This is a genomic window from Pseudoxanthomonas sp. 97-1-1 (genome assembly GCF_057773125.1).
This window is the reverse complement of the sequence record NZ_JBYMTJ010000003.1, coordinates 149858-172979: the sequence shown is the minus strand read 5'-3', so window position 1 is coordinate 172979 and position 23122 is coordinate 149858. Positions and strand designations below refer to the sequence as shown.

At 63.6% G+C, this 23122-nt stretch carries 21 protein-coding genes; 10 read left to right on the top strand and 11 right to left on the bottom strand.

Annotated features, from left to right (window positions below):
• Positions 1-58: 58 nt before the first annotated feature.
• The 4 genes from AC3DET_RS12585 (at position 59) to AC3DET_RS12570 (ending at position 5379) form a co-directional block, all read left to right on the top strand.
• Positions 59-1084: an XdhC family protein gene (locus AC3DET_RS12585; RefSeq protein WP_488391850.1), complete on the top strand. Its 1026-nt coding sequence runs from the start codon at positions 59-61 to the stop codon at positions 1082-1084.
• A gap of 374 nt (positions 1085-1458) precedes the next feature.
• Positions 1459-2202: a 2Fe-2S iron-sulfur cluster-binding protein gene (locus tag AC3DET_RS12580; protein WP_488392151.1), complete on the top strand. Its 744-nt coding sequence runs from the start codon at positions 1459-1461 to the stop codon at positions 2200-2202.
• Positions 2189-3181 carry an FAD binding domain-containing protein gene (locus tag AC3DET_RS12575; protein ID WP_488391849.1) on the top strand — a complete coding sequence of 331 codons (993 nt, stop codon included), beginning with the start codon at positions 2189-2191 and terminating at the stop codon, positions 3179-3181. Before AC3DET_RS12580 ends, AC3DET_RS12575 begins: the two co-directional genes overlap by 14 nt.
• Before the next feature lie 11 nt (positions 3182-3192).
• A complete protein-coding gene (locus tag AC3DET_RS12570; RefSeq protein WP_488391848.1) occupies positions 3193-5379 on the top strand; it encodes a xanthine dehydrogenase family protein molybdopterin-binding subunit in 2187 nt (728 codons plus the stop codon).
• 128 nt (positions 5380-5507) lie between these two features.
• Here the strand turns inward: AC3DET_RS12570 and AC3DET_RS12565 are convergent, their stop codons facing one another.
• The 5 genes from AC3DET_RS12565 to AC3DET_RS12545 form a co-directional block, all read right to left on the bottom strand.
• A complete protein-coding gene (locus tag AC3DET_RS12565) occupies positions 5508-6134 on the bottom strand; it encodes a tyrosine-type recombinase/integrase (RefSeq protein WP_488391847.1) in 627 nt (208 codons plus the stop codon).
• Between the two features lie 121 nt (positions 6135-6255).
• Positions 6256-6855, bottom strand: a complete 600-nt coding sequence (locus AC3DET_RS12560) for a TetR/AcrR family transcriptional regulator (RefSeq protein ID WP_192312107.1) — start codon at positions 6853-6855, stop codon at positions 6256-6258.
• Entirely contained in the window at positions 6855-7349 is a 495-nt protein-coding gene (locus AC3DET_RS12555) for a hypothetical protein (protein ID WP_488391846.1), read from the bottom strand. Before AC3DET_RS12555 ends, AC3DET_RS12560 begins: the two co-directional genes overlap by 1 nt.
• Before the next feature lie 80 nt (positions 7350-7429).
• Positions 7430-8947, bottom strand: a complete 1518-nt coding sequence (locus AC3DET_RS12550) for an MFS transporter (protein WP_488391845.1) — start codon at positions 8945-8947, stop codon at positions 7430-7432.
• Between the two features lie 26 nt (positions 8948-8973).
• Entirely contained in the window at positions 8974-9720 is a 747-nt protein-coding gene (locus AC3DET_RS12545; RefSeq protein ID WP_241877709.1) for a glucose 1-dehydrogenase, read from the bottom strand.
• 222 nt (positions 9721-9942) lie between these two features.
• Between AC3DET_RS12545 and AC3DET_RS12540 the strand changes: the two genes are divergently transcribed.
• Positions 9943-10791 carry a LysR family transcriptional regulator gene (locus AC3DET_RS12540; RefSeq protein ID WP_192312111.1) on the top strand — a complete coding sequence of 283 codons (849 nt, stop codon included), beginning with the start codon at positions 9943-9945 and terminating at the stop codon, positions 10789-10791.
• Between the two features lie 73 nt (positions 10792-10864).
• On the opposite strand, the gene AC3DET_RS12535 is transcribed toward AC3DET_RS12540, so the two are convergent.
• A complete protein-coding gene (locus AC3DET_RS12535) occupies positions 10865-11752 on the bottom strand; it encodes a LysR family transcriptional regulator (RefSeq protein WP_488391844.1) in 888 nt (295 codons plus the stop codon).
• 144 nt (positions 11753-11896) lie between these two features.
• Between AC3DET_RS12535 and AC3DET_RS12530 the strand changes: the two genes are divergently transcribed.
• The 5 genes from AC3DET_RS12530 (at position 11897) to rarD (ending at position 15424) form a co-directional block, all read left to right on the top strand.
• Positions 11897-12649: an SDR family oxidoreductase gene (locus tag AC3DET_RS12530; protein WP_488391843.1), complete on the top strand. Its 753-nt coding sequence runs from the start codon at positions 11897-11899 to the stop codon at positions 12647-12649.
• Positions 12650-12836: 187 nt separating this feature from the next.
• Positions 12837-13511 carry a glutathione S-transferase family protein gene (locus AC3DET_RS12525; RefSeq protein ID WP_488391842.1) on the top strand — a complete coding sequence of 225 codons (675 nt, stop codon included), beginning with the start codon at positions 12837-12839 and terminating at the stop codon, positions 13509-13511.
• Positions 13512-13560: 49 nt separating this feature from the next.
• On the top strand, positions 13561-14175 hold the full coding sequence (locus AC3DET_RS12520) for a cysteine hydrolase family protein (RefSeq protein ID WP_488391841.1): 615 nt from the start codon (positions 13561-13563) through the stop codon (positions 14173-14175).
• A gap of 27 nt (positions 14176-14202) precedes the next feature.
• On the top strand, positions 14203-14502 hold the full coding sequence (locus AC3DET_RS12515) for a putative quinol monooxygenase (RefSeq protein ID WP_488391840.1): 300 nt from the start codon (positions 14203-14205) through the stop codon (positions 14500-14502).
• A 43-nt stretch (positions 14503-14545) separates the two neighbouring features.
• On the top strand, positions 14546-15424 hold the full coding sequence (gene rarD, locus AC3DET_RS12510) for an EamA family transporter RarD (protein ID WP_488391839.1): 879 nt from the start codon (positions 14546-14548) through the stop codon (positions 15422-15424).
• A gap of 63 nt (positions 15425-15487) precedes the next feature.
• Here rarD and AC3DET_RS12505 read toward each other — a convergent pair whose 3' ends face one another.
• The 5 genes from AC3DET_RS12505 to AC3DET_RS12485 form a co-directional block, all read right to left on the bottom strand.
• The gene (locus AC3DET_RS12505; protein WP_488391838.1) at positions 15488-17029 is read right to left on the bottom strand and encodes a PepSY-associated TM helix domain-containing protein; all 1542 of its coding nucleotides are present in this window, start codon (positions 17027-17029) and stop codon (positions 15488-15490) included.
• A complete protein-coding gene (locus AC3DET_RS12500) occupies positions 17026-17301 on the bottom strand; it encodes a hypothetical protein (protein ID WP_298150507.1) in 276 nt (91 codons plus the stop codon). Before AC3DET_RS12500 ends, AC3DET_RS12505 begins: the two co-directional genes overlap by 4 nt.
• Positions 17291-17572: a hypothetical protein gene (locus AC3DET_RS12495; protein WP_488391837.1), complete on the bottom strand. Its 282-nt coding sequence runs from the start codon at positions 17570-17572 to the stop codon at positions 17291-17293. The genes AC3DET_RS12500 and AC3DET_RS12495 overlap by 11 nt, the downstream gene beginning before the upstream one ends.
• Positions 17573-17599: 27 nt before the next feature.
• Positions 17600-19885 (bottom strand): TonB-dependent receptor, encoded by a 2286-nt coding sequence (locus AC3DET_RS12490; protein ID WP_488391836.1) that lies wholly within the window; start codon positions 19883-19885, stop codon positions 17600-17602.
• Positions 19886-20192: 307 nt separating this feature from the next.
• Positions 20193-23066: a TonB-dependent receptor gene (locus tag AC3DET_RS12485; RefSeq protein ID WP_488391835.1), complete on the bottom strand. Its 2874-nt coding sequence runs from the start codon at positions 23064-23066 to the stop codon at positions 20193-20195.
• Positions 23067-23122: the final 56 nt, after the last annotated feature.

Genomic DNA, 23122 nt, shown 5'->3' with positions numbered 1-23122 from the left:
CCCGGCTTTCGCGGGTTCGCCTTCGCCGGCACGATCACTCCAAGGAACCTGCGCTGCCGTGCTACCCAACACTCACACCCACGAGTTTCCGCCGCGCGGCGGCATCCCCGCTGCCCGGCAGGACGTACTCACTGACGATGCGCTGGAGATTCTTCAGTACGCCGCAGACGCAGTCGCTGCTGGCATCCCCGCCGCGCTGGTGACCCTGGTGGAAGTACATGGCGGAGCTGCCCGTCAGCCTGGCGCGCAAATGGTGGTCCTGGCTGATGGCCGCTACTGCGGATTCGTCTCGGGCGGTTGTGTAGAGGCTGCAGCGGCCCGTGAGGCATCTGAAGCCATTGCCTCCGGGCGGGACCGTGTCGTTCGCTTTGGCGAGGGCTCCGACTATTTCGACATCGTGCTGCCCTGCGGTGGAGGGATCACGCTCGCCATCCACGTTATCCGAAGCGGCGCCCCCCTCCAGCACACCTTGGAGCGACTCTATCGACGGCAGTCGGCAGGACTGGCATATGTTCCGTCCGACTCGTCCCTTGCCTTTGTTCCCCACGCTGCATTCACAGGCTGGAGAGATGGCCAGTTCCTTCTCGCCCTGCCCCCCAGGCCCAGGCTGGTGATCTTCGGAAGCTCCATTGAAGCTTCTTGTGCTGCATCGCTCGGACGGGCTGGAGGGTACGAGGTGGCCTTGGCCAATGACGCAGCGCCGTTGCCGTCGATCGATGAGTTCACCGCGATCGCGCTGCTGTTTCATGACCTGGACCGTGAGGTACGACCGTTGCGGGAGGCCTTGGACGCAGCGCCCTTCTACATAGGCGCTTTGGGGAGCACGCGAACCCACGAGCGCAGAACACGTGCGCTGCTCGCGCTGGGCTACCGGACCGGGGATGTTGCGAGAATCAAGGCACCGATCGGCATCTTCCCCAAGGCGCGGGATGCGAGCTCACTGGCGATTTCCGTCCTGGCAGATATTGCAGTGGCTTGGCAGAAACGCGTCTGCGGAGGGACCGGCAGTCAGCGGCACGGGGATCCATTGCCGACGGCTGCCCAGCCCGACACCGTCCCTGAGCACACGAGCGCGGAAGCGTGAGTGGACCTGCCAACTTCGATAGCAGGCATCAGGCAGGACTTTCCAGCGGATGGGCCGGACACCATCGTCCGACTCACCTGCTTTATCCGAGGGACCCACTTCGCCCCGGATACCACACCCTTCACCGCAATCCCGATTGATTAGCCCGGCTTATAGGGGCTAGTTTCAGACAGATATGCATTTTTAACCAGGAATTGGATAAGTTCCCGATTGGTCCCTGCACGTGCCGTACTTGCGACCGATCCATCCTGGGCCAGCCACATCGCCGACGCTTAGCGCGTTCCAGAGAGGACACTGTCATGCCGCACACGCTCCCGAACGAGCCCGTCGAGTTGAATGAAGACGAGGCGGCCCTTCTCGCAGAAATGCCAACGCTGGATGGGGTGGGCCAGTCGCGTCGCGACTTCATGGTTACCTCGGCCGTCGGTGGCATCGGTCTGTTTGCCGCCAACCTTCTTGCCCAGGAATCGGCGCTCGCGCACATGCCCCTGGCCGAGGGTGCAGCGATGGCACCCATCAAGGCCCAGAACGTGGTCAAGGTTAGCCTGACCATCAACGGGAAGCCTCAATCGTTGGAACTGGACTCCCGCGTGGTGTTGCTCGATGCCCTGCGTGAGCGGCTGGGCATGACCGGCACGAAGAAGGGCTGCGACCAGGGCCAATGTGGTGCGTGCACCGTGCTCATCGACGGCGAGCGCGCCTTGTCCTGTTTGACGCTGGCCGCCACGCTGGAAGGGCGCAAGGTCACCACCATCGAGGGGCTGGCTGAGGGCGATCAGCTGCACCCCATGCAGGCCGCTTTCATCAAGCACGATGCCTTCCAGTGCGGCTATTGCACCCCGGGCCAGATCTGCTCGGCCGTCGGCGTGCTGAGCGAAGCCCGTCGCGGCCACGTCAGCCATGTCACCGCTGACGTGGGTGCTGGCACGACGTCATTGAGCAATGACGAGATTCGCGAGCGGATGAGCGGCAATATCTGCCGGTGCGGTGCCTATCCCGGCATCGTGGCGGCGGTTCAGGAAGCGCATTCGGGACGTCAGAGCGCCCAGACCTGGCAGTTCGCGACCGAAACCCAGATGGCTGCGGTACGCAAGGAGACGGGCCATGAGACCGTTTGAGTACGTCCGCGCCGAGAACGCGGGCGCCGGGGTGGAGGCTGTGGCCGGCGTGGCCGGGGCGAAGTTCCTGGCCGGTGGCACCAATCTGGTCGACCTGATGAAGGAGGACGTGGAGCGGCCCACACGCCTGGTGGACATCTCTCACCTGCCGCTCCACAAGATCGAGCGTTCGCGTGCGGGCCTGTCGCTGGGTGCCCTGGCCACCAATACGCAGACGGCCAACCATCCGCTGATCCGCGAGAACTATCCGCTGCTGACCCAGGCCATCGTGGCCGGGGCCTCGGGCCAACTGCGCAACATGGCCAGCAATGGCGGCAACCTGCTCCAACGCACCCGCTGCAACTACTTCTACGACACCGCCATGCCGTGCAACAAGCGCGAACCAGGCAGTGGCTGTGGCGCGCGCGAGGGCCTGAACAAGATCCACGCGATCCTGGGCTGGAGCGAGGCGTGCGTGGCGACCTATCCCGGCGACATGGCCAATGCGCTGTACGCGCTCGATGCCAGCGTGCGCGTGCGCGGTGCCGGCGGGAAAGAACGCTTGATTCCCATTGGCGAGTTCCATCGCCTGCCAGGCGACGAGCCGCACAGAGACACTGTGCTGGAGCACGGCGAATTGATCGTGGCCATCCAGTTGCCGGTGGCCTCGGCCGAGTTCGCCCGCCATTCGTATTACCTGAAGGTCCGCGACCGCAGTTCCTACGCCTTCGCCCTGGTGGCCGTGGCGGCTGCACTCCGCGTGGAGAACGGCGCCATCAAGGATGCACGGCTGGTCCTGGGTAGCGTGGCGCACAAGCCGTGGCGCAGCGCCGAGGCCGAGGCGGCATTGAAGGGTCAGCGACTTGGTGAAGCCTTGTTCCAGCAGGCTGCCCAGATGGGGCTGCAGCAGGCGCGGCCCCTGGCCCACAACGGCTACAAGGTCGAACTGGCCCAACGCGCCATCGTGCGCGCCCTGATGCGCGCTGCGCACCTGGCTTGAGGAGAATCACCATGGCTCGTTACCTGGGCAAGGAAACAACACGCGTAGACGGGATCGCCAAGGTCACCGGCAAGGCCAAGTACGCCGCCGAGTTCCAGATCCCTCACCTGACGTACGGTTTCATCGTCTTGAGTACGATCGCCAAGGGGCGGATCACCCAGATCGACACCCGTGCGGCCGAATCTTCTGCCGGCGTGATCAAGGTATTTACCCATCTCAATGCCGGCAAATTGGGCAAGCCGCCGGCGGCCGATGCGTCGCCCACGTGGGCCTGGCCCCTGCAATCGGACCAGGTCTTCTTCAACGGCCAACCGATCGCCCTCGTTGTGGCGGAGACCTACGAACAAGCGCGTCATGCCGCGCGGCTGGTGCAGGTGAGCTACCAGGCGCAGCCGCATGAGACCAACGTGGCCACCCTGCTGGATCGGGCCAAGCCAGCGCCCCAAGAGGCGCCACCGCGCGGCAATCCGAAGGCTGCTCTGCAAGCCGCTGCCGTCAAGGTCAATTCCGAATACCGAATTCCGATCGAACACCACAATCCGATGGAGCCGCACGCCGCCATCGCGTTCTGGGAAGGCGATCAACTGACGATCTTCGACAAGACGCAGAACGTCTACGGCGTACAGCAGCATCTGTCGCAAGGCCTCGGCGTGCCCACCGGCAATATCCGCGTGGTGTCTCCCTTCGTGGGCGGTGCATTCGGCGCCTCGCTCAAGCCCAACTACTACCCTTCGCTGACCGCCATGGCCGCGCGCGAGCTCAAGCGGCCGGTCAAGGTGGTCTTCACCCGCGCGCAGATGTTCACCGGACACGGATACCGCCCCGAGACGATCCAGAAGGTTGCACTGGGCGCAGCACCTGACGGCAAGCTGCAGGCCATCATCCATGAAGCCTTCCACAACACCTCTTCCTTCGAGTCCTTCTCGGACAACACCACGGGCTTTCTCAAGCAGGTCTATGCCTGCCCCAACTTGCACGCGCCGCTGAAGATCGCCGCCACCGACCTGGCCACCCCCACGTGGATGCGAGCTCCCGGAGCAGTGAGCGGCATGTTCGCCCTTGAAAGCGCGATGGATGAGTTGGCCTACGCGCTGAAGATCGATCCGCTGGAACTTCGCCTGATCAACTACGCCGAAGTGGATCCGGAGAGCGGCAAACCGTTTTCCAGCAAGGCCTTGCGCGAATGCTATCGACTGGGCGCCGAAAAGTTCGGCTGGAGCAAGCGCAATCCCGAGCCACGCTCGATGCGTGATGGCAACCTGCTGGTCGGTTGGGGTATGGCCTCCAGCGTGTGGGGCGCCATGCAGATGCCGGCCAGTGCGCGGGTGACATACCGGGCCGATGGCACTGCCAGCGTCGCCAGTGCGACCAGTGACATCGGGCCCGGCACGTATACGGTCATGACCATGATCGCCGCCGAGTTCCTAGGCTTGGCGCTGGAGAAAGTGAAGTTCGAGTTGGGTGATACCGATCAGCCGCGCGCGCCCGCGCAAGGCGGCTCCTGGACCACGTCCAGCGTCGGGTCCGCAGTACGCGGAGCTGCCTTGACGATTACCGAGAAGCTGCTGAGCCTAGCCAACCAGGACGCGGGCTCGCCGCTGCGAGGTGCTTCGATCGATGAGGTGGAGATGTTTGAGAACCGCCTGCGCCTGAAGAGCGACGCGGCGCGTTCGGTCGACATCGCCGCGATCATGCAACGGGCTGGAACGCAGGAGCTGACCGAGGTCTACGACTCAAAGCCTTCCCCCGAGCGCGAGAAGTACGCATCGCTCGCGCACGGCGCCCAGTTCGTCGAGGTCAAGGTCGATCCCGAGCTTGGAACGGTCCGCGTCAGCCGCGTCATCGAGATCACTGCCTGCGGCAAGATCCTCAACCCCCTGGCCTCGCACAGCCAGGAGATCGGCGGCGTGGTCTGGGGTATCGGCATGGCCCTGGAAGAGGCCACCGAGATCGACCACCGCTACGGCCGCATCATGAATGCCAGCTTGCAGCACTACCACGTGCCAGTGAACGCCGACATACACTCCATCGAGACAATCTTCGTCGAGGAAGACGACACCATCGTCAACCCGCTGGGCGTCAAGGGCATGGGAGAGCTCGGAATGGTGGGCATTCCAGCTGCTATTGCCAATGCGGTGTACCACGCCACAGGCAAGCGCATTCGCGATCTTCCCATCACGCCCGACAAGCTGGTCTAGTCAGCCCACAACTCGCCTGTATCCGAGCGCAGGTGCAGCGGACGGTCAGCCCGCTGCATCAAGCGGCCACTACATCATGTCCGCTTCGGGTCGAAAGCGGCCGTTCTAAAGCCGCTTTCGGAGGAACGCTATGCCTCGGTCTGCTCTGCCAGCGCAAGGGCATCATCCACTTCGACCCCCAGGTAGCGGACGGTACTCTCGATCTTGCTGTGCCCAAGCAGCAGCTGGACGGCGCGCAGGTTCTTGGTACGTTGATAGATGAGCGATGCCTTGGTGCGACGCATGGAATGCGTACCGTAGCCCACTGGATCCAGACCGATACTGAGCACCCAGGCCTTCACCAAGCGGGCGTACTGGCGCGTGGAGAGGTGGGTTGAGCCTCGCTGCCTGCCGGGGAAGAGGTAATCCTCAAGGCCAAGCTTCTGACTATCGATCCAAGCGACCAATGCATCTCTAGTCTGCGGCGTTATCTCAAACTGGACAGGACGCTTTGTTTTGCGCTGGATGACGCATGCTCTTGAGCCAATGTGCATGCCATGTGCGATGTCACGGACCCGCAGCCCAACCAGATCGCACGCGCGAAGCTTGCTGTCGATGGCGAGATCAAAGAGCGCCAACTGCCGACTATCGCCCTTGAGCTGAAGCCTGACTCGAATCGACCAGATCTCCTTGAGCTTTAGGGGCGCCTTCTGTCCCACTAGCTTGCCTAGATTCCAAGCAGGACGTGCCGCTGAGCGGCCTGAACTTCGCTTCATGGCTTTCTCCAATCCCGAGGTGGGATGGAGAGGCTCTAACTGCCTCTGTGTCGCCTCAGTTAAGAGGTGCTAGGGAGCTCAGCTAGGTCACTTTCGACTCAAAGGCACATCGCACGATGTACTACTCGATTTTCAGTCGATCTGTAGACAGCTTCGCGATCTGCCAGAACAACAATGCGTTGCCAGTAGCTCGAGCAGAGAGCATCGCCCCGTGGATCGAGGCCATGAACATCGCGGCTTCTCCAGCAGGCGGCTCAACTAAGCGCATCACGCCCTTCGTCTCGCCCTCCGTCATGGTCTTTTCGAGCCAAGTCTGTAGATCGTTGAAGTGGCCCGTGACCTCCTCGGCTACTTCTGCAGGGATACTGGGTAATTCAGCCGCAAGCAGTGCGCAGATGCAGATGGGAGGATTCGACTCCTGAATGCAGTCCGCCCAATAGCGGCTATAGGCGACCAGTCGCGCGTACGGATCAGGGATCGATTCATTGAGTGACTGCAGTCCTCGCCGCATCGCCTGCCGGTGCTGAACGACGGTCGCCTTAACCAAGTCCACCTTGGCCGGGAAGTGGTGATGGATGCTGGCCTTCCTGACATCCACCAGTTCGGCAATGTCAGCATAGCTGAAGCCGTTATACCCACCCGAAGCCAGCAGCTCGTTGGCCCGCTGGATGATCTCTTGGGCCTTGGGTGAATACTGAGGCTGGGCTTCTGCGGACGACATCAACGGGTTACCTGGTCTCGATAGGGACGCTGCTTATAAAGCGCTCGCATTTGCAGTGGAATTCCCACGATGAGCGCCAGGAAGAGCGCGCCCTGGACACCCAGCAGCAGCGGATCCTTTAAGTCTGTCACCACCGGATCGCCGACAGGAAGCCTGCGCAGGCTTTCGCTCACCGTGGGGACCATCAGCAGGAACACCGTTACGCTCAGCGACATCGTCTGGACATACGCCCACAGTCGCTTCGCCGGCCGCCACAGCGCGATGCCGTATCCGACCAGCAGAAACACCAGGGTGATCGTCGCGACGATCGAGCTCACCGGCTGGTGCGCGATGGGATAGACCGTGAGGATGCCCAGCAGCATGAACCAGAAGTAGGCGCGGCCGGCAGCAGTCTCAGGAGCGATCCGCCCGTGCCTGACCAGCATGTAGACCGCCAGCGGGATCGCGGGGAGGCTGCCCAGCGTGTGGAGCCAACCGATTGGAGATATGCCCATGAGGAGTTCCTTGCTGAAGTTGGGTGAGTCTACCTATTAGTAGGTAGATAACGCAATGGAGTGGCATCGGATGGACGGGTTCATGCCGACCGATGGGTGGTTTGCACCGGGAGCGTCCGGTTTGCGGGCGGCGTCGTTGTCGGGGATCGCTGGCCCATGGCCGACTCATTTGCTGAGCCCGGCGCCCCCCTCGTGGTGGTTAGCGCCAGCCTCCGGCTGAGAACGGCGGCGATGGCCATGGCGCTGGCGATCATGAGGCAGGCGGCCGCGAAGCCGGATGCCACGTCTTCGACGCCTGCTCCATCCGGCGCGAGCGAGAAGAAGACACCGCCCACCAAGGCGACGGAGAGCGCAGCGCCCAGCTGCATTGCTGCGCTGACCATGCCGGCCGCCAAGCCTGCCCAGCGTGGCTCCACGAGATCGACGTTCAGTCGCACCAGCGCCGGCAGCGCGATGCCCTGTCCGATCCCCACCACCAGCAGGGGTACCCAAAGCCACGACGGCCGGTCGATCGCCGCCGCCCCAGCCGCCAGGACCAGACCGAGGGCTTCCAGGCTCATGCCGAAGGTCGCTGCGCGCGAACCCAACCATCGCGAGAGGCGGAGGCCACACGTCGGCCCCAACAGCTGTCCGATACCGAGTGGAAGAATCGCCAAGCCCGCTGCGAGCGCACCGCGACCCAGCCCGGCTTGTTGGTACACCGCGAACGTCAGGAAGAACGCCGCCAAGGCATACAGCATGACCGCCGCCAGCAGACCAAGAGCCAATCCACGGGTTGCCGAGATGACCGAGGGTGGAACCAGCGTCGACGCAGCCAAGCGCTCCCGGTGCTTCTCGTAGCGCCAGAACAGGGCCAGGAGTGCTGGGCTCATTGCCAGCACGCTCAGGCTCCACAACGGCCACCCGTGTTCGCGACCTTCGATCAGCGGAACCACCAGCGCCAGCACGCCCAGTGCCAGCAGGATCGCACCGCCGAAATCCATGCCGCCCGCTTCCTCACCGCGGGTTTCGCGCACCAGGATCAACCCGGCCGGAATGGCCAGGGCGATGACCGGAAGATTGATCAGGAAGACGCTACGCCAGCCCATATCCCAGAGATCAGCGGATACCAGCAGCCCACCCAGCAGCTGTCCGCCGACGGAGGCCAATCCGAATGTCGCCCCGTAAAGACCGAGCGCTCGACCCTTCTCGCTCGCTGGAAACAGCGCGTGGATGGACGCCAAGGACTGCGGTGCCATGACCGCGGCCGAGATGCCCTGCAGCAATCTGCCGAATATGAGCACACTTGGCGACGTTGCGAATCCACATAGAGCCGACGCCAGCCCAAACCCGAACATGCCGGCCACGAAGGTACGCCGGCGTCCATAGAGATCGCCCAGGCGACCGCCCAGGATGAGGGTGACGGCGTAGGCCATCGCATAGACCGACACGACCAGCTGCGCGACGTCGGCCGATGCCTGCAGGTCGGCGCGGATGCTCGGCAAGGTGACGTTGACGATGAAAAAATCAAGCGGAGGCAGCAGCGTGCCGGACAGGAGCACGGCCAAGGCGGGCCAGCGGCGCGGGTCCGGTGCGTTCGGATTCGGATAGATGCTCAAGAGGTTCATCCTCGGAACGCTGCGGATCAGCGCATGCCGCCCGAGCCGATGATGTGTTCGCCCGTGACCCAGCCCGCGTCGTCCGACGCAAGGAAGGAGACGATCGACGCGATGTCCGTCACCTGGCCGATCCGGCCGAGCGGCGTCTGCTGCTCGTTCCAGGCCTGGAACTCCGAGCCCATCACGCCGTTGGCGTGAGTACCGTCGGTCTCGATCAGGCCGGGGTTCACCGCGTTGACGCGGATTCCCCGTGGACCCAGTTCCCGCGAGAGAACGCCGGTGATGGCGTCGATCGCCCCTTTCGTTCCACTGTAGATCGCGCTTTGCGTGGGCAGAATCCGGGTGACGAAGGAACTGACGTTGATGATGCTCCCGCCTTCGCCCAAGAAAGGTACGGCGGCTGCCGTGACGAGCAGCGACCCGAGTACATTGAGGTCGAACTGCTGGCGATACAGATCCTCGGTGGTGTCCTCGATCTTTGCGAACTGATAGATGCCGGCGTTGTTGACCACGACATCTAGCCGACCGAAATGGTCGACGGCCGTCTGGATGAGCGCATCCACCTCAGTCTTGCTGCGGACATCGGCGCGCACCGCTACAGCAGTCCCGCCGGCGCCTTCAATCTCGCCAACCACCCTATCTGCCTCGTGCGCGCTCGAGGCGTAGTTCACGATCACCTTGGCGCCATCACTCGCCAGCCGACGGGCGATGCCGGCACCAATACCTTTAGATGCGCCCGTAACCAGGGCGACTTTCCCGTTCAACTTGCTCATGTCGTTCAACTCCAGATGAGGCTGACCCGGTATGGGCCAACCTGCCAGGGATGGCGTGTACCCGCCCACCGAGATCTCCCGAAGTACGCCGGGGTCGCCTGCGGGTCGGACCGCAGACGCCAGACCATCAGTGCTGGGGTGAGCATGGTGAAGTCGACAGGATTGTTTGTGGACTGCCATTCCTGCATATTCCGCGTACATTTTTGAACGGGTAATCGCGGGATGGAATGGAGTGATATCCGGATATTCCTCGCGGTCGTCCGCGGCAGATCGCTCGGCGAGGCGGCTCGCAGCCTGGGCGTGAGCCACCCCACCATCGGGCGTCGGATAAAGGCGCTCGAAGATGAGGCCGAGCAACCGCTCTTCCGCAGGACGAAAGACGGCTTGGTGCTCACGGATGCCGGAGACGCGGTGCTGTCGCTCGCTGAATCCATGGAAGCATCGGCGCTGTCCATGGAAAGGCGCCTGGCGGGCAACCATGAGCGGCTCGAAGGCCTCCTGCGGATATCCTCGGCGGACTGGTTCGCTGCCTATGTCCTGGCGCCCGTTTTTGTCGAACTGGGGCGCCTTCACCCCGCCGTCGTACCCGAGGTCATCGCGAGCTACCGCCTGCTCGACCTATCCCGTCGCGAAGCCGATGTGGCCTTCCGCATCGTCCCGTTCAGTGAGCCGGATATCGTCCAGCGCAGATTGATGACCATGCCTTACGGGCTCTACGGATCGGCGTCGACGGTGCACGCGGTGACCAACGACCCGGGGTCTGTGAGCTTGATTCTCATGAACTCGGCCCAAGCTCACTTCCCGGATGTCGCTTGGCTGCTGGATCGATTCCCGCACTCTCGACGTGCTTTCGCCAGCACCAGCCGAAGCGTCCAGGCCCAGATGTGCCGTCGAGGACTAGGCGTTGCGGTATTGCCAAGGCCCCTGGGTGACGGCGTGGACGGGCTTCATCGCATCGATCTGTTCGGCGACCCTCCGAGCAGAGACGTCTGGGTGGGTTACCACCAAGATCTGCGCCACATGGATCGGCTAAGAGCTCTGCTCGATATCGCCGAAACGATGCTTACTTGATGTCTGCAATCGGCCAGAAGCGGACATCCAAACACTCAATCGTTCAGGCGTTGCCGACGCAGTCCTGAAAGTGTCACGTGTTGAGCTGAGGGATCTTCGCGAATTCTTCGGCAATGTAGTCCATGAAGACAATGGCTCGCTTCGAGACCAGCCGATTGGCTGCGTATACGATCTGCATGGGTACCGGCGGAGCGGAGAACTCATCAAGAACGGTCACGAGATCACCAGACCTGAGCCCGTCTTCGAATAGCCAGGCTGGGCCCTGGCCTATGCCAAGGCCCGCGCGGACCGACTCGCGTGACGCCTCGGGTGAGTTGACGCGAATCCGACCCGAGACCGGTATCTCCTCATCCTTGAAGCGCCATGTGGCCCCTGATGCAAGCAGGGTGTAGAGGACGCAGTCGTGCTGTGTCAGATCAGACGGCACCTCAGGTATCCCTCGCTTGGCCAGGTAGTCCTTGCTCGCTATGCACACGCGCTTGAAGGACCCGATACGCCGCGCGCGCAATGAGCTGCTGTCCAGATGCCCGATACGGATGGCCAGCTCCGCGCCTTCGTCCAGCAGATTGACGAACCGGTCGCTGATCTGGAGATCGAGTTCCAGATCGGGAAACCGCTGCAAGAACCCGGGCACCAATGGCATCACGTACATGTGGGACAGCGCCGTCGGACACGCCACCCGTAGCAGGCCCGACGGCATGACGTTCTCGCGCAGGGACATTTCCGATTCGGAGACCGCATCGAGGATGCGACGGACCTCCGCGTAGTATCGCTCACCTTCTGGGGTCAACACGAGCTTGCGCGTGGAGCGGTTGAGCAAGCGTGTCTGCAGATGGTCTTCCAGTGCAGCCACATAGCGGCTGACGTTGGGCTGCCCGATACCGATGTCGCGGGCCGCAGCCGAGAAGCTGCCGGTTTCGACCGCCCGCGCGAAGCAGGTCATGAGCAGAAAACGATCCATCCAGCCCTCCGAATTATGCGCAGTTCGCATAAATGCTATGCGTGGAACTGGTCTTATGGCAATTGAGGCATGGGTGCATGCTTTCCGCCAACCAAGATCCGCCACTCCGGCGAATCCCAACCCTGACCCCCAAGGAGCATCCCCATGTCCCGTCTTGCAGGCAAACGTACCCTTATCACCGGCGGCACCAGTGGCATCGGCCTGGAAACCGCCAAGCGATTCCTGGCCGAAGGCGCTCGCGTCATTGTCACCGGCGTCAATCCCGACTCCATCACCAAGGCGAAGGCGACCCTCGGCAGTGACGTTCTCGTCCTGCGGGCCGACTCCGGCAGCATCGCCGCGCAGCAGGAACTTGCCCAGGCCGTACAGGCCCATTTCGGCCAGTTGGACGTCGCATTCCTCAACGCGGGCGTTGCGGTCTGGGCGCCGATCGAACAATGGAGTGAGCAGGCGTTCGATGCCTCCTTTGACATCAACGTGAAGGGTCCGTACTTCCTCATGCAGTCGCTGCTGCCGGTCTTCGCGACGCCTGCGTCGGTGGTGTTGAACACCTCTGTCAGCGCCCATGTGGGCGCCGCCCAGTCCTCCGTCTACGCCGCGACCAAGGCTGCGTTCCTGAGCATGACCAAGACACTCTCGGGCGAACTGCTGGGGCGTGGCATCCGCATCAATGCGGTCAGTCCCGGCCCGGTCCAGACGCCGCTCTACGACAAACTCGGCATCCCCGATGCCTACCGCGCGCAGGTCGACCAGGACATCGCAGCGAGCGTTCCGCTGGGGCGCTTCGGCACGCCAGAGGAAATCGCCAACGCGGTGGTGTACCTGGCCTCCGATGAGTCGAGTTGGACCGTCGGCTCCGAAATCGTCGTCGACGGCGGACGCATGCTCAACGGCTGAGTGCGTCCCGCCCGCAGGAGGCAGCCTGGACAGGTCGCCTCTGGGTCCGACGTCAACGCAACACACATGGCGGGCGCGTGTTTCCACTCGCGCTGGCCGTGGCGGACCTCGCCCCGAGTTCGGTCCTGCCACTGGCCGCTGACCGTACTCGATCCATCCAAGCCCTCACCATCTCGTGCATAACGCCATGACCGAACCCGTGTTGAAGCTCATCAGCCATCCCCTTTGCCCCTTCGTGCAGCGCGCAGCCATCGTCCTGCTCGAAAAGGGCGTCGCGTTCGAGCGGATCGACGTGGACCTGGCGACCAAGCCCGACTGGTTCCTGGCGCTTTCGCCCACTGGCAAAGTTCCGCTGCTACTGGTCGGCAGGCCCGACGGAAGTGAAGTGGCCATCTTCGAGAGCATGGTGATCTGCGAATACCTCGAGGAAACCCAGAGCGGCACACCGTTGTACGCATCAGACCCGATAGCACGGGCCCGCCAGCGGAGCTGGATCGAGTTTGCCGGCTCGACGTTGTCCGATGCGTGGCAGTTTCTGCACGCAACCGATCGCCCCACGGCCGAGACAAGGCAGGCAGCCCTCAGAACGAAGCTGGAGCGGCTCGAGACCGAGCTCGGCGCTGGTTCGTACTTCGACGGCTTCCACTTCAGCATGGTCGATGCCGTCTTCGCGCCGATCTTCCGCTACTTCGGAATGCTTGATCCGGCCCTATCACACCGCGTCTTCCACGAGCTACCTCGCGTGGATGCATGGCGGTCCGCACTGGCTGATCGGCCCAGCGTGATCCATGCCGTCGGCGCGGACTACGGATCGAGGCTTCGGGAATACCTTCAGGAGCAGCGTTCCGTACATATCGACTGATCAAAAGAAGCACAACACCAAGCCACATCACCCAGACCAGGAAGCGAAAATGAATAACAGTAACCCACACAAGATCGAGCAGAAGAGCGCGCTCATCCTCATTGAATATGTCAATGACTGGCTCGCCCCCACGGGCGGCATATACGGCCAGTTCCAAGATCGCGAACAGGTCGAGACGGCCATTGCCAACTCGAAGCTCATGCTTGAGCAGGCACGTCGCCGCGGCATGGAAGTCATCCATGCCTCGCTCAAGTTCGAGCCCACGTTCAAGGTCCTGGGCGATGGGAAGTATGGCCTGCGCAAGATGATGCGCGACTACGGCTCCTTCCTGGGCGAGCAAGCAGACTTCTTCCCGGGCTTCGAGCCGCTGGATGGCGAGTACGTGATTCGCGAACGAACCGGTGGCAGCAGCGTCTTCGCCTCCACGACGCTCGATAGCTATCTGCGCAACAACCGCATCTTCGACATCTATCTGGCGGGGTTCGCGCTCAGGCAGTGCGTGGAGTCTTCCATGCGTAACGCCCATGATCTTGGCTACCACACAAACGTCATCTACGACGCGTCCGCAGCGTTCACTCGCGAGCAGCAAACTGCGTTTCTAGGCGAGATCGCGCCTTTCTATGCCAACGCCATCACCACGCAAGACTTCCTTGCGGCAGCGTGATCTGTCGACAGGCTCGGGAGCCAGGTAATGATAGGCATCGTCGTCAGTCTGGCTACCAAGCCGAACAGCCAGGACAAGTTCGAGCGCGCATTCGCCGAGCAAGCGGCAGCAGTGCGTGCCAACGAGTCGGGCAATCGCGTGTACGAGCTGCTCAGGTCGCGCACGCGACCTGACAGCTATGTCCTCATCGAGGTCTACGAGGACGAGTCCGCGCTTGCTGCACATCGCAGCGGGGCGCACTTAGCAGCCCATCGCCCCGCCACCGATGCATTCATCGCCGCCAACCCCGAGATCGAGGTATTCGAGGTCGTACCACATAGCGCTTGAAGGATCGGACTGGCCGGCCGACCCTCATATCCGCGGGATTGCCATGACAAGTAACTCAGAAAATCGCTCCGGACTGGCATACGGCATCATCGCGAACGTCTTGTGGGGCCTGCTGCCGCTGTATCTCAACCTGCTGAGAGGCGTGGACGCGCTTCAGGTGCTATCGCATCGCGTGGTGTGGTCATTGATCGCGCTTGGCCTGGTGCTGCATTGGCTCAAGCGCGTGAGAGCAACGTTCGCCGCCGCCAAGGGCCGCACCTTGGGACTGCTGGCCGTCAGTGCCGGACTCATCGCGGTCAACTGGTTCGTTTACATCTGGTCGGCCGCCGAAGGACATCTTGTCGAGGCGAGCATCGGTTACTTCATCATTCCGCTGGTCAGCGTCGCGCTTGGCGCCACGTTTCTCGGTGAACGCCTGACGTGGCGACAAGCCGTGGCCGTAGGAATTGCCGGCTTCGGCGTGCTAATCCTCATCGTCAGCGGAGGTAGCGCGATCTGGATCTCGCTGACGCTTGCGCTCAGCTTTGGACTGTATGGCCTGATCCGGAAGCTGGTGACCGTAGATGCGCTGGGGGGACTGGCGATAGAGACGGTGCTCCTTACCCCTTTCGCACTCATCTTCCTGGTCTATGTTGCCCATCGAGGCGATGCAGCGTTCGGGCATCACGATGTCATGGACGGACTATTGATCCTAGCCGGACCGCTGACCGCGATGCCACTGCTGTTCTTCGCCGCCGCAGCAAAGCGCCTGCGGCTTGCCACGGTAGGCCTGCTCCAGTTCATAGCACCCACGCTTCTTTTCGTGCAGGCCACTATCCTGTACGACGAGCCAGTCCGGTCAACACAGCTTCCGACTTTTTCCTTGATCTGGATCGGTTGCGGGCTCTATGCGTGGAGTAGCACTGCTGCCGACGTTAAGTAGCATGCTCCCACACCAGAAGATGTCCGCTTCGGATCGGAAGCCGTCATTTCCGGACCCAGCGAATCAGTCCCGCCGGGGGTCAGCCCAGACGCTATGCGGATCGCCCGTCCGCGCGCGATGCCTGGTGGTGGCGGCCATCCGCCAGAACGCCACCGCCATCAGCAGCGCGGTCGCATCGATGAAGAACCGGTGCCAGTGGCCGTGCGCGAACGCGGCAAACACATGTTCGCCCGAGGCCACGGCTCCCGCCACGGGAACGGCGGCCGTCAGCACCGCGCATGCCCACAGCAGTTCGTTTGCCGCGTGCGCGGGACGGCGCACCAGCGCCCAGGCCAGGCACGTGAAGAAGACGGCGTAGTACACCGACGCTGCTGCCCATGTCGGCAGCAGCGCAGCCGCGACGAACACCGCCGACACGCCGGCCACGCAGCCCAGGCAGACACCGAGTGTCAACGCTGCCATCACCCGCGTGCGACGCGGCTGGGCCACCTCGCGGCGCTTCCGGCGCGCCTCGATCCACAGCAGGTTGCCGCTATAGAAGAGGAACGCGCCGGCCATGCCGAGCACGAAGTAGAGCCACTTCACCGCCATGTCGCCGAAGTTGCCGTAATGCAGGTGTTGCAGGCCGCGGAGGAAGGCCATGCCCGGCGGGTAGTCCTTCGGTGGCAGCGCCTTGATCAGCTCGCCGCTGGCGGCATTGAGCGCCACGCCGCCCATGGAGTTGAGTCGTCGCTGCGGCAGTTCGCCGTACAGGGTGACCTGTGCATTGGCGTCGCCGGCCTCGTGGTAGTTGAGGCTCTCGATGGCGATGCCGGGCAGCGCGAGCTCGGCCCGTCGCACCAGTTCGGCCACCGGCAGCATCGGCCGCGTCACGCCGGCCGGCTCCACGTGCAGCGCCACGTCGAAGTCGCTCTCCAGGATGCCGAGCAGCTTGTTCTCGTACACGAGGAACTGGAACGGCGCCAGCATGAGGAAGCCGATGGTCAGTACCGCACCGCTCCACGCGAAGATCACGTGGAACGGCAACGACAGCATGCCGATGACGTTGTGTGCGTCCTGCCACATGCGCTTGATGTTCCTTCCCAACCGCAACGCGAACAGGTCCTTCAGGAATCCCGGCGCATAGATCACCACGCCGCTGACCAGCGCCAGGCCGTAGAGGATGCAGAACACACCGAACAGGTACATGCCGAACGTGCGCGGCATTCCCGCGGTGAAATGCAGGTCGTAGATGAACTCGACGAAGCCGGCGCGCGCGGGCGCCTGCTGCAGCCCCTCCCCTTCCAGCGTGAATTTGTGCTGTTCGGATGTTTTCTCGTCGAACCAGTACAGCTGCGGCCGGGGACCATGCTCGCCGGGCAGCGTGACGAAGAAGGCGTGGTCCGCTTCCGGATGCTTCACCAGTACGCGGTCCATCAGCGCCTGCGCCTGCGCGAACCCGACGTCCCGTGCAGGCGCCGCCTCGGCGGGACGCTCCCAACCCTGCAATTCGTGCACGAATACGATGATCGCGCCCGCGTAGAAGGCGATGAACAGGCCCATGCCCGCCACCAGGCCGACCCAGGTGTGCACCGACAGGTACGTTCTCAACGTGGCCGCCTTCATGCCGGCAGCTCCGTGGCCCAGCCGAGCAGCTTCGACAGATGGATCAGGCCGAAGCACAGCAGCGTGGCGCCGCCCATCCACAGCCAGGCACGCAGGCCGGACTTGAACAGGAACGCGCCCGACATCACCGCCACCCAGATCGGGAACGACATCAGCAGCCAGGGCAACGTCACCCGCGTGAGCTCGCCCGGCCAGTGCAGCGCCACCAGACCGACGATGCCCACCGTCAACGGCAGGCCCAGCAGTGCCGCGGCCAGCGACTTACCCCACATGGCGTTTCTCCTGCCGCGCATGCCACCACGCATCGGCATACGGCAGCGCCACCAGGGCGGTCATCACGGCAGTGAGCGCGGCGAACACGCCGGCCCACAAGCCAAGCTGCACCACCGCCAGCACGACCGCCAGCAGCGTGCACAGCCAGGCGACGACGCGCAGCGGGCGCTTCTTCGCGATCGCCCCCGGCGCGAAGCGCTGGTGTGCGCAGGCCAGGTAGAACGCCAGCGAGGCGGCCAGTGCGGGCAGCAGGTAGAGGACGCTCTTCATGGAACTCCGTGCGGCGGATGCCGGGGTTTACCAGCGGTAGTCGAACCCGATGCCGACCACGCGGGGCGCACCGGCGATGATGTTGGGGCTGTCATCCGACCACGCGTACTGCGTATAGCCGCGGTCGAACAGGTTGCTGGCGAACACGTAGGCGCTCCAGTCCGGGTTCTCGTAGCCGAAACGGCCGTTGACCAGCGTGCGCGACGAGAGCCGGCGCGCGTCGCTGCCGATGTCCGGCGTCACGTCGCTGCGGTAGTTGGCGTTGACGTTGGCCAGCCAGTGGTCGCCGAAGCGCAGGTTGGCGCCGACCGCGAACGTCCAGCGCGGCGCGTAGGCGAACTCCGAGCCGGTGTAGTCGTTGATCTGCGCATCCAGGATGGTCTTGAACTCGTCGTAGCGCGTGCGCGAATAGCCCAGCGACGCGTACCAGTCGAAGCCGGCGCCGACGCGGTGGCTGGCCTCGACCTCGAATCCGTACAGGTGCGCCTTGCCGGCGTTGACCGTGTGGTAGTCGTAGTCGTTGATGCCGAACAGCGCGGTGACCTGCTTGTCTTCCCAGTCGATGTAGTACAGGTTGGCGTTGAGCGTCAGGCGGTCGTCCAGCCACTGCGAGCGCAGCGAAAGTTCGGCGTTCCAGGTGAATTCCGGATCGTAGGCGTACGTCTGCCCGCGCGCGATGTTGAAGGCCGAGCCGCCGGAACGATATCCGCGCTGGATGACGAACGCCGTCGACACGTCGTCCGTCCAGGCATAGCGGACGCCCAGCTTGGGCAGGAAGGCGTCGAAGTCGCGCGTCGATTCCGGCGTCGCGCTGTTGGCCTGCTGCACCATGCCCAGCACGGCCTGGTTGATGCCGGCGATGGCCGGCGCCAGTTGCGGGCCGAACGCCGCCGGATCGGGCAGCGTGCCGGCGAAGTCCGCCGTCGCGACGGCGCCGAAGCGGTATTCCTCTCGGTCGTAGCGGAAACCGCCCAGCAGGGCCAGGCGCTGGGTCAGGTCCACCTCGAAGTCGGTGAACAACGCCACGTTGCGCGAGCGCGACTGGCCATCGCTGGCGTAGTCGACCGGAATCACCGGCAACGCCTGCGCGTACAGGCCGGCCACGTAGTTCGCGGTCGATGCATCCAGCCCGGCGCCCTGCAGCACGGCGGCGATCGTGGACACCGGCGTGTCCACGTTGGTGCGGTTGACGCTGGCGTTGTCGGTCTCGCGCTGTGAGGCGTACAGGCCCACCAGGCCGCGCAGACGCTCACCTCGGTAGTGCGTCCGGAACTCCTGCGAGAAGGTGCCATACTGCTCATCGGTATCGCCGTAGGCCTCGGGACGCTCGGTCAGGTCGGTATCAAACTGGCGCTGCATGTCGGTGTCCGACCACGCCGTCACCGCCGAGAGCGACCAGCGGTCGGACAGCGCATAGTCGACTTCCAGGGTGGCGATCTGGCCCAGCGCGTCGGTGGTGCCCGGATGGTCCGAGGTGTTGGTGCGGTCGTCATAGTAGTCCGGCACGTCGTTGCGCGAGTACGCGTACATGTACGGCCCCTTGCGATCGTCGCGCGTATAGGTCAGGCGCGCGGTCAGGCCTTCGATGCCCTTGGGCGACCACAGCAGCTTGGCGCGCGTCATCGTCGATTCGCGTTCGTCTTCGCCGACACCGCGTGTGGGGTTGTACACAAAGCCATCAAACGAGCGGTCTTCCACCGCCACCCGGAACGCCAGCTCGTCGGCCACCAGCGGGCCGCCGCCGGCGAAGGCGATGCGGCGGTCGGACGGATCGGACAACAGCACGCGGGCGCGACCGGACCAGTCCATCGTCGGATCCTCGGTGCGCAGCACGATGGCACCCGCCAATGCGTTCTCGCCTTGGATGGTGGACTGCGGCCCACGCAGCACTTCCACCTGCGCGATGTCCCACAGATCGGTCGGCCCAGCATCGCTGACCTGGCTGGGCAGCGCCGCACCGTCAACGTAGATCGTCGCCAGCGGATTGGGCGCCCCGGCCTCGTTGGCGATGCCGCGGATAGTGAAGCCGCGGTCGCCGTACATCTGCGACACGTTGGCGGTGCGGTTGAGGATGTCGAACAGACTGAGCAGGTTCTCCTGCTCGATCTTCACCGAGGTCGACACCGCGACGCTGGCGGTGGTGTCCTGCAGCGAGCGGTCGGTCTTCTCGCCGCGCACGACGATCTCGTCGAGCGTGGTGGGTTCGGGACCGGGGGACGGCACCGTCTGGGCGTTGGCCTGGAAAGCGACGAACAGACACGCAGCCAGCACGGACACGCGCTGGCCGGCAACGTGGGACAGGGGGTACTGCACGGGTGGTTCCCCAGAACGAGACCTTGGGCAGGTCACCAAGGACGCGGCGGCAGGCTGACGTCCGACCACGCTATGCTATATGCGAATAGGAGTCACTTGCAATAATGCGCCCCATTCTGCTTCGGCGAGGTGCGTTTCCCAACCTCCGCCATACGCGCAAAACAGTCTTGGCGCTACCTCGCTATTCGCTTCCGGCCAAAAGCCGACGTCGTACTGCCCGCTTTGGCCCCGGGGCCGAACGTTGCTTAGGATCACAAATAGTGATGGGCTCCCGAGCGGGAGCCCATCACATTGGATCTCTGGCGTCTCAGAATCGGTAGCTGAGGCCCAGGTTCACCGAGCGGCCATAGCGGTAATAGCCCTGTGACAAGAGCGGATTGCCGTTGATGCTGTAGGTCTGCGCTTCATCCAGCAGGTTCTGGCCTTCCAGCGACACGCTGAAGCGGTCGTTGAACCGGTAGGAAACGTGGGCAGTGAGCCACGTGATGGCGTCAGCCTGCTCGTTGTATCCCTCACCCAACACGTTGATGGCGGTGACGAAGCCGTCGGTACGGTCGGCAGTAGCGCCGAGCGACCACGGTCCCTTTTCGTACATCAGGCCCAGCGAATAGACCGACGGTGCGATCCCTTCCAGCGGACGCTCCTGATCGCCGACGAAGCTCTTGGACCAGTTGCGCGTGTACTGCGCGCGGAAGCCGAAGCCGTTCTCCCAGAAGTGCTGCAGGCCGGCCTCAATGCCACGCACCTTGGCGTGGTCGCCGTTGATCGGCCGCATCACGTTGAACAGCGTCGGTCCAGTCGTGATCGGATTTCCGGCGGCGTCCACGATCGGACCCACGCCGATGTCTTGGCCCGGTTCCCAGCTGGTGGTCAGCTGGTTCTCGATGCGCTTGTAGAACACCGCGACATTGAAGATCGAGTTCTCGCTGAAGTACCACTCCAGTGACACGTCCCCCTGCTTGGCTTCGTACGGCTTCAGATCGACATTGCCGCCGTAGATCTGAGTGAACTCGCCCCACGAGACGCTGGCGGTGGTGTTGGTGGGCGCCAGTTTGTCGACCGGCGGGCGCGCCATGGTCTTGGCCGCGCCCAGGCGCAGCTGCAGGTCGTCGGTGAAACGCCAAGTGAAGTTGCCCGACGGCAGCACATAGCTGTAGTCACCGTCTTGACGGATCGGTGTCGGATCGGCGTAGTTGGCGGTGTAGTTGAACGCACCGTTCTCTGTGATGCTGAGGATTGGCGCATCCCAGGCTTCCGAGGTGGTACGCGTCTTGACGAAGCGGACCCCGATGTCACCGCTCCAGCGCTCACCGGAGAAATCGGCCTGCACATACGCGGTCTTGGTGTCTTCGCTGACGCGGTAGCTTTCCAGCGGGTTCCATTGCGGCGCTGCATTAGAGAAGTCGTAGGTGCCGCCGCCGGGACGCGCGTTGCCGTTGTAAGCCGCCAGCTGGTCGAGGTAGTTGGGCACGTCGAACGCCAGGAAGGTGCGCGGGAAATCCGCGTTCACGCCACGCATGAAGTTCGGCAGCGTGAATGAATGCGACAGCACGTTGCCGCCCAGTGCGCCCACATTTATCGCGTTGTCGCCAGAGTAGTAGTCGGCACCACCATTGAGCGTGTTGTTGATCAGGTCACGCGACTTCTTGCGGTCAGTGGCGGTGACGCCGAAATGCAGGTCGTCCATGCCAAAGCGGCCGACAAACCACTTGCCTCCCACCGTGCCACCGGTGATCTCGTCGACAATGTTGTCGCCGCGCAGCTCCATGTAATGGGTGTTGAAGTCCGAACCGCCGAACTGGCCGTTGGCCAGGCCGTTCGCCAGTTGCCGGCCATCATCGAACACGGCGGTGACGTTGGGCACGGCGCCGCCACTGAGCTCGATGCGCGCGACGTTGGGCTGGTTCATCCGCAGCACGACATAGGTGTCCTGGCCGCCCGAATAGCGCTTTGACGTCGAACGATAGACGTCGCCGGTCAGCGTGAGTGCGTCGGTGGCCTTCCACTCTGCGTTGGCGCCGTACAGGTCGGTGTCTACCACCCGGTGCTCGGTCATGTTGAGCAGTTCCGGGTTGAGGCGCATTTCCGGATCGGGGTTGTCCATCGTGAAGCCCGTGACGATGCCATTCTGGATCGTCATGTCGGACCAGCGGCCCGGCGCGAAGAGCGGATAGTACGACTGCTGGTAGCCTACCTGCGGTGAATCGAGGCGCGTCTTCAACCCGTCCAGTGTCAGTTTGAAGCTGTTGCTGGGCCGCCATTCGATCTTCGCCGACAGCGCGCGGCGCTTCTTCTCTTCCAGGATGGAGCCGACACGGAACTGGCCGGGTGCAATCAGGCCGTACTCGTCCTCGTCCAAGACACCGTTGCCATTGGGATCGATCGCACCACCCCAAGTGTTGCCCCACAGCCAGCTTTCATCGTTGGGATCCGCATTGCGGCTCCAGCCACCGTCATTGCCGGCGATGTCGGTACGGTCCTTGCGCTTGCCGTACACCACGCCGAGCAGGACGCCCAGCGTGTTGTCGGCGAACAGGTTGCTGTAGGTCGCCGAGAACTTGTGCCCGTTGAGTTCGGACATTTCGTTGCGATCACCTTCGAGCCGGATGACGCCCTGCTGTCCGTCCTGATCGAAGGGACTGGCCGAGCGCAGGTTGATCAGGCCGCCGATGGCTCCTTCGGACAACGAGGCCTGCGCGCCCTTCACCACGTCGGCGCCGCTGATGACATCGGCCGGCAACACGTCATAGGCGAAGTCGCGCCCTGCGCCATCGGTGGCGAGGATGCGACCATTGAAGGTGGTCAGCGTGTACTCCGGGCCCAAGCCGCGCACGCTGACCTTCTGGCCTTCGCCACCGGCGGTGCGCGAGATTGACACACCGGTGATGTGGCTCAACGAGTCGGCGACGTTGTCATCGGGAAACTTTCCCAGTTCGAGCGCACTGATCGAATCCTGGACCGTGCCGGACTCGCGTTTAAGCTCGATGGCGCGCGCCATGCTGCCACGAACACCGGTGACGACCACCGTATCCAGAGTGGAGGGTTCGCCCTGGTCCTGTGCAGCCGGCGCTGGGGCCGCGGGGTCGGCCTCCGCCTGCTGGGCGGCCGCGCCGACCGGCGCAGCGAGGGCCAGGGCAACGCTACAAAAGAGCAAGTTCCGGTGCAGCCGCGCGGTCTTCATGGGTCTCTCCTCAGAAGGTGGCAGTTTTGTGACGTAACTAAACGAAACCGAGCCTA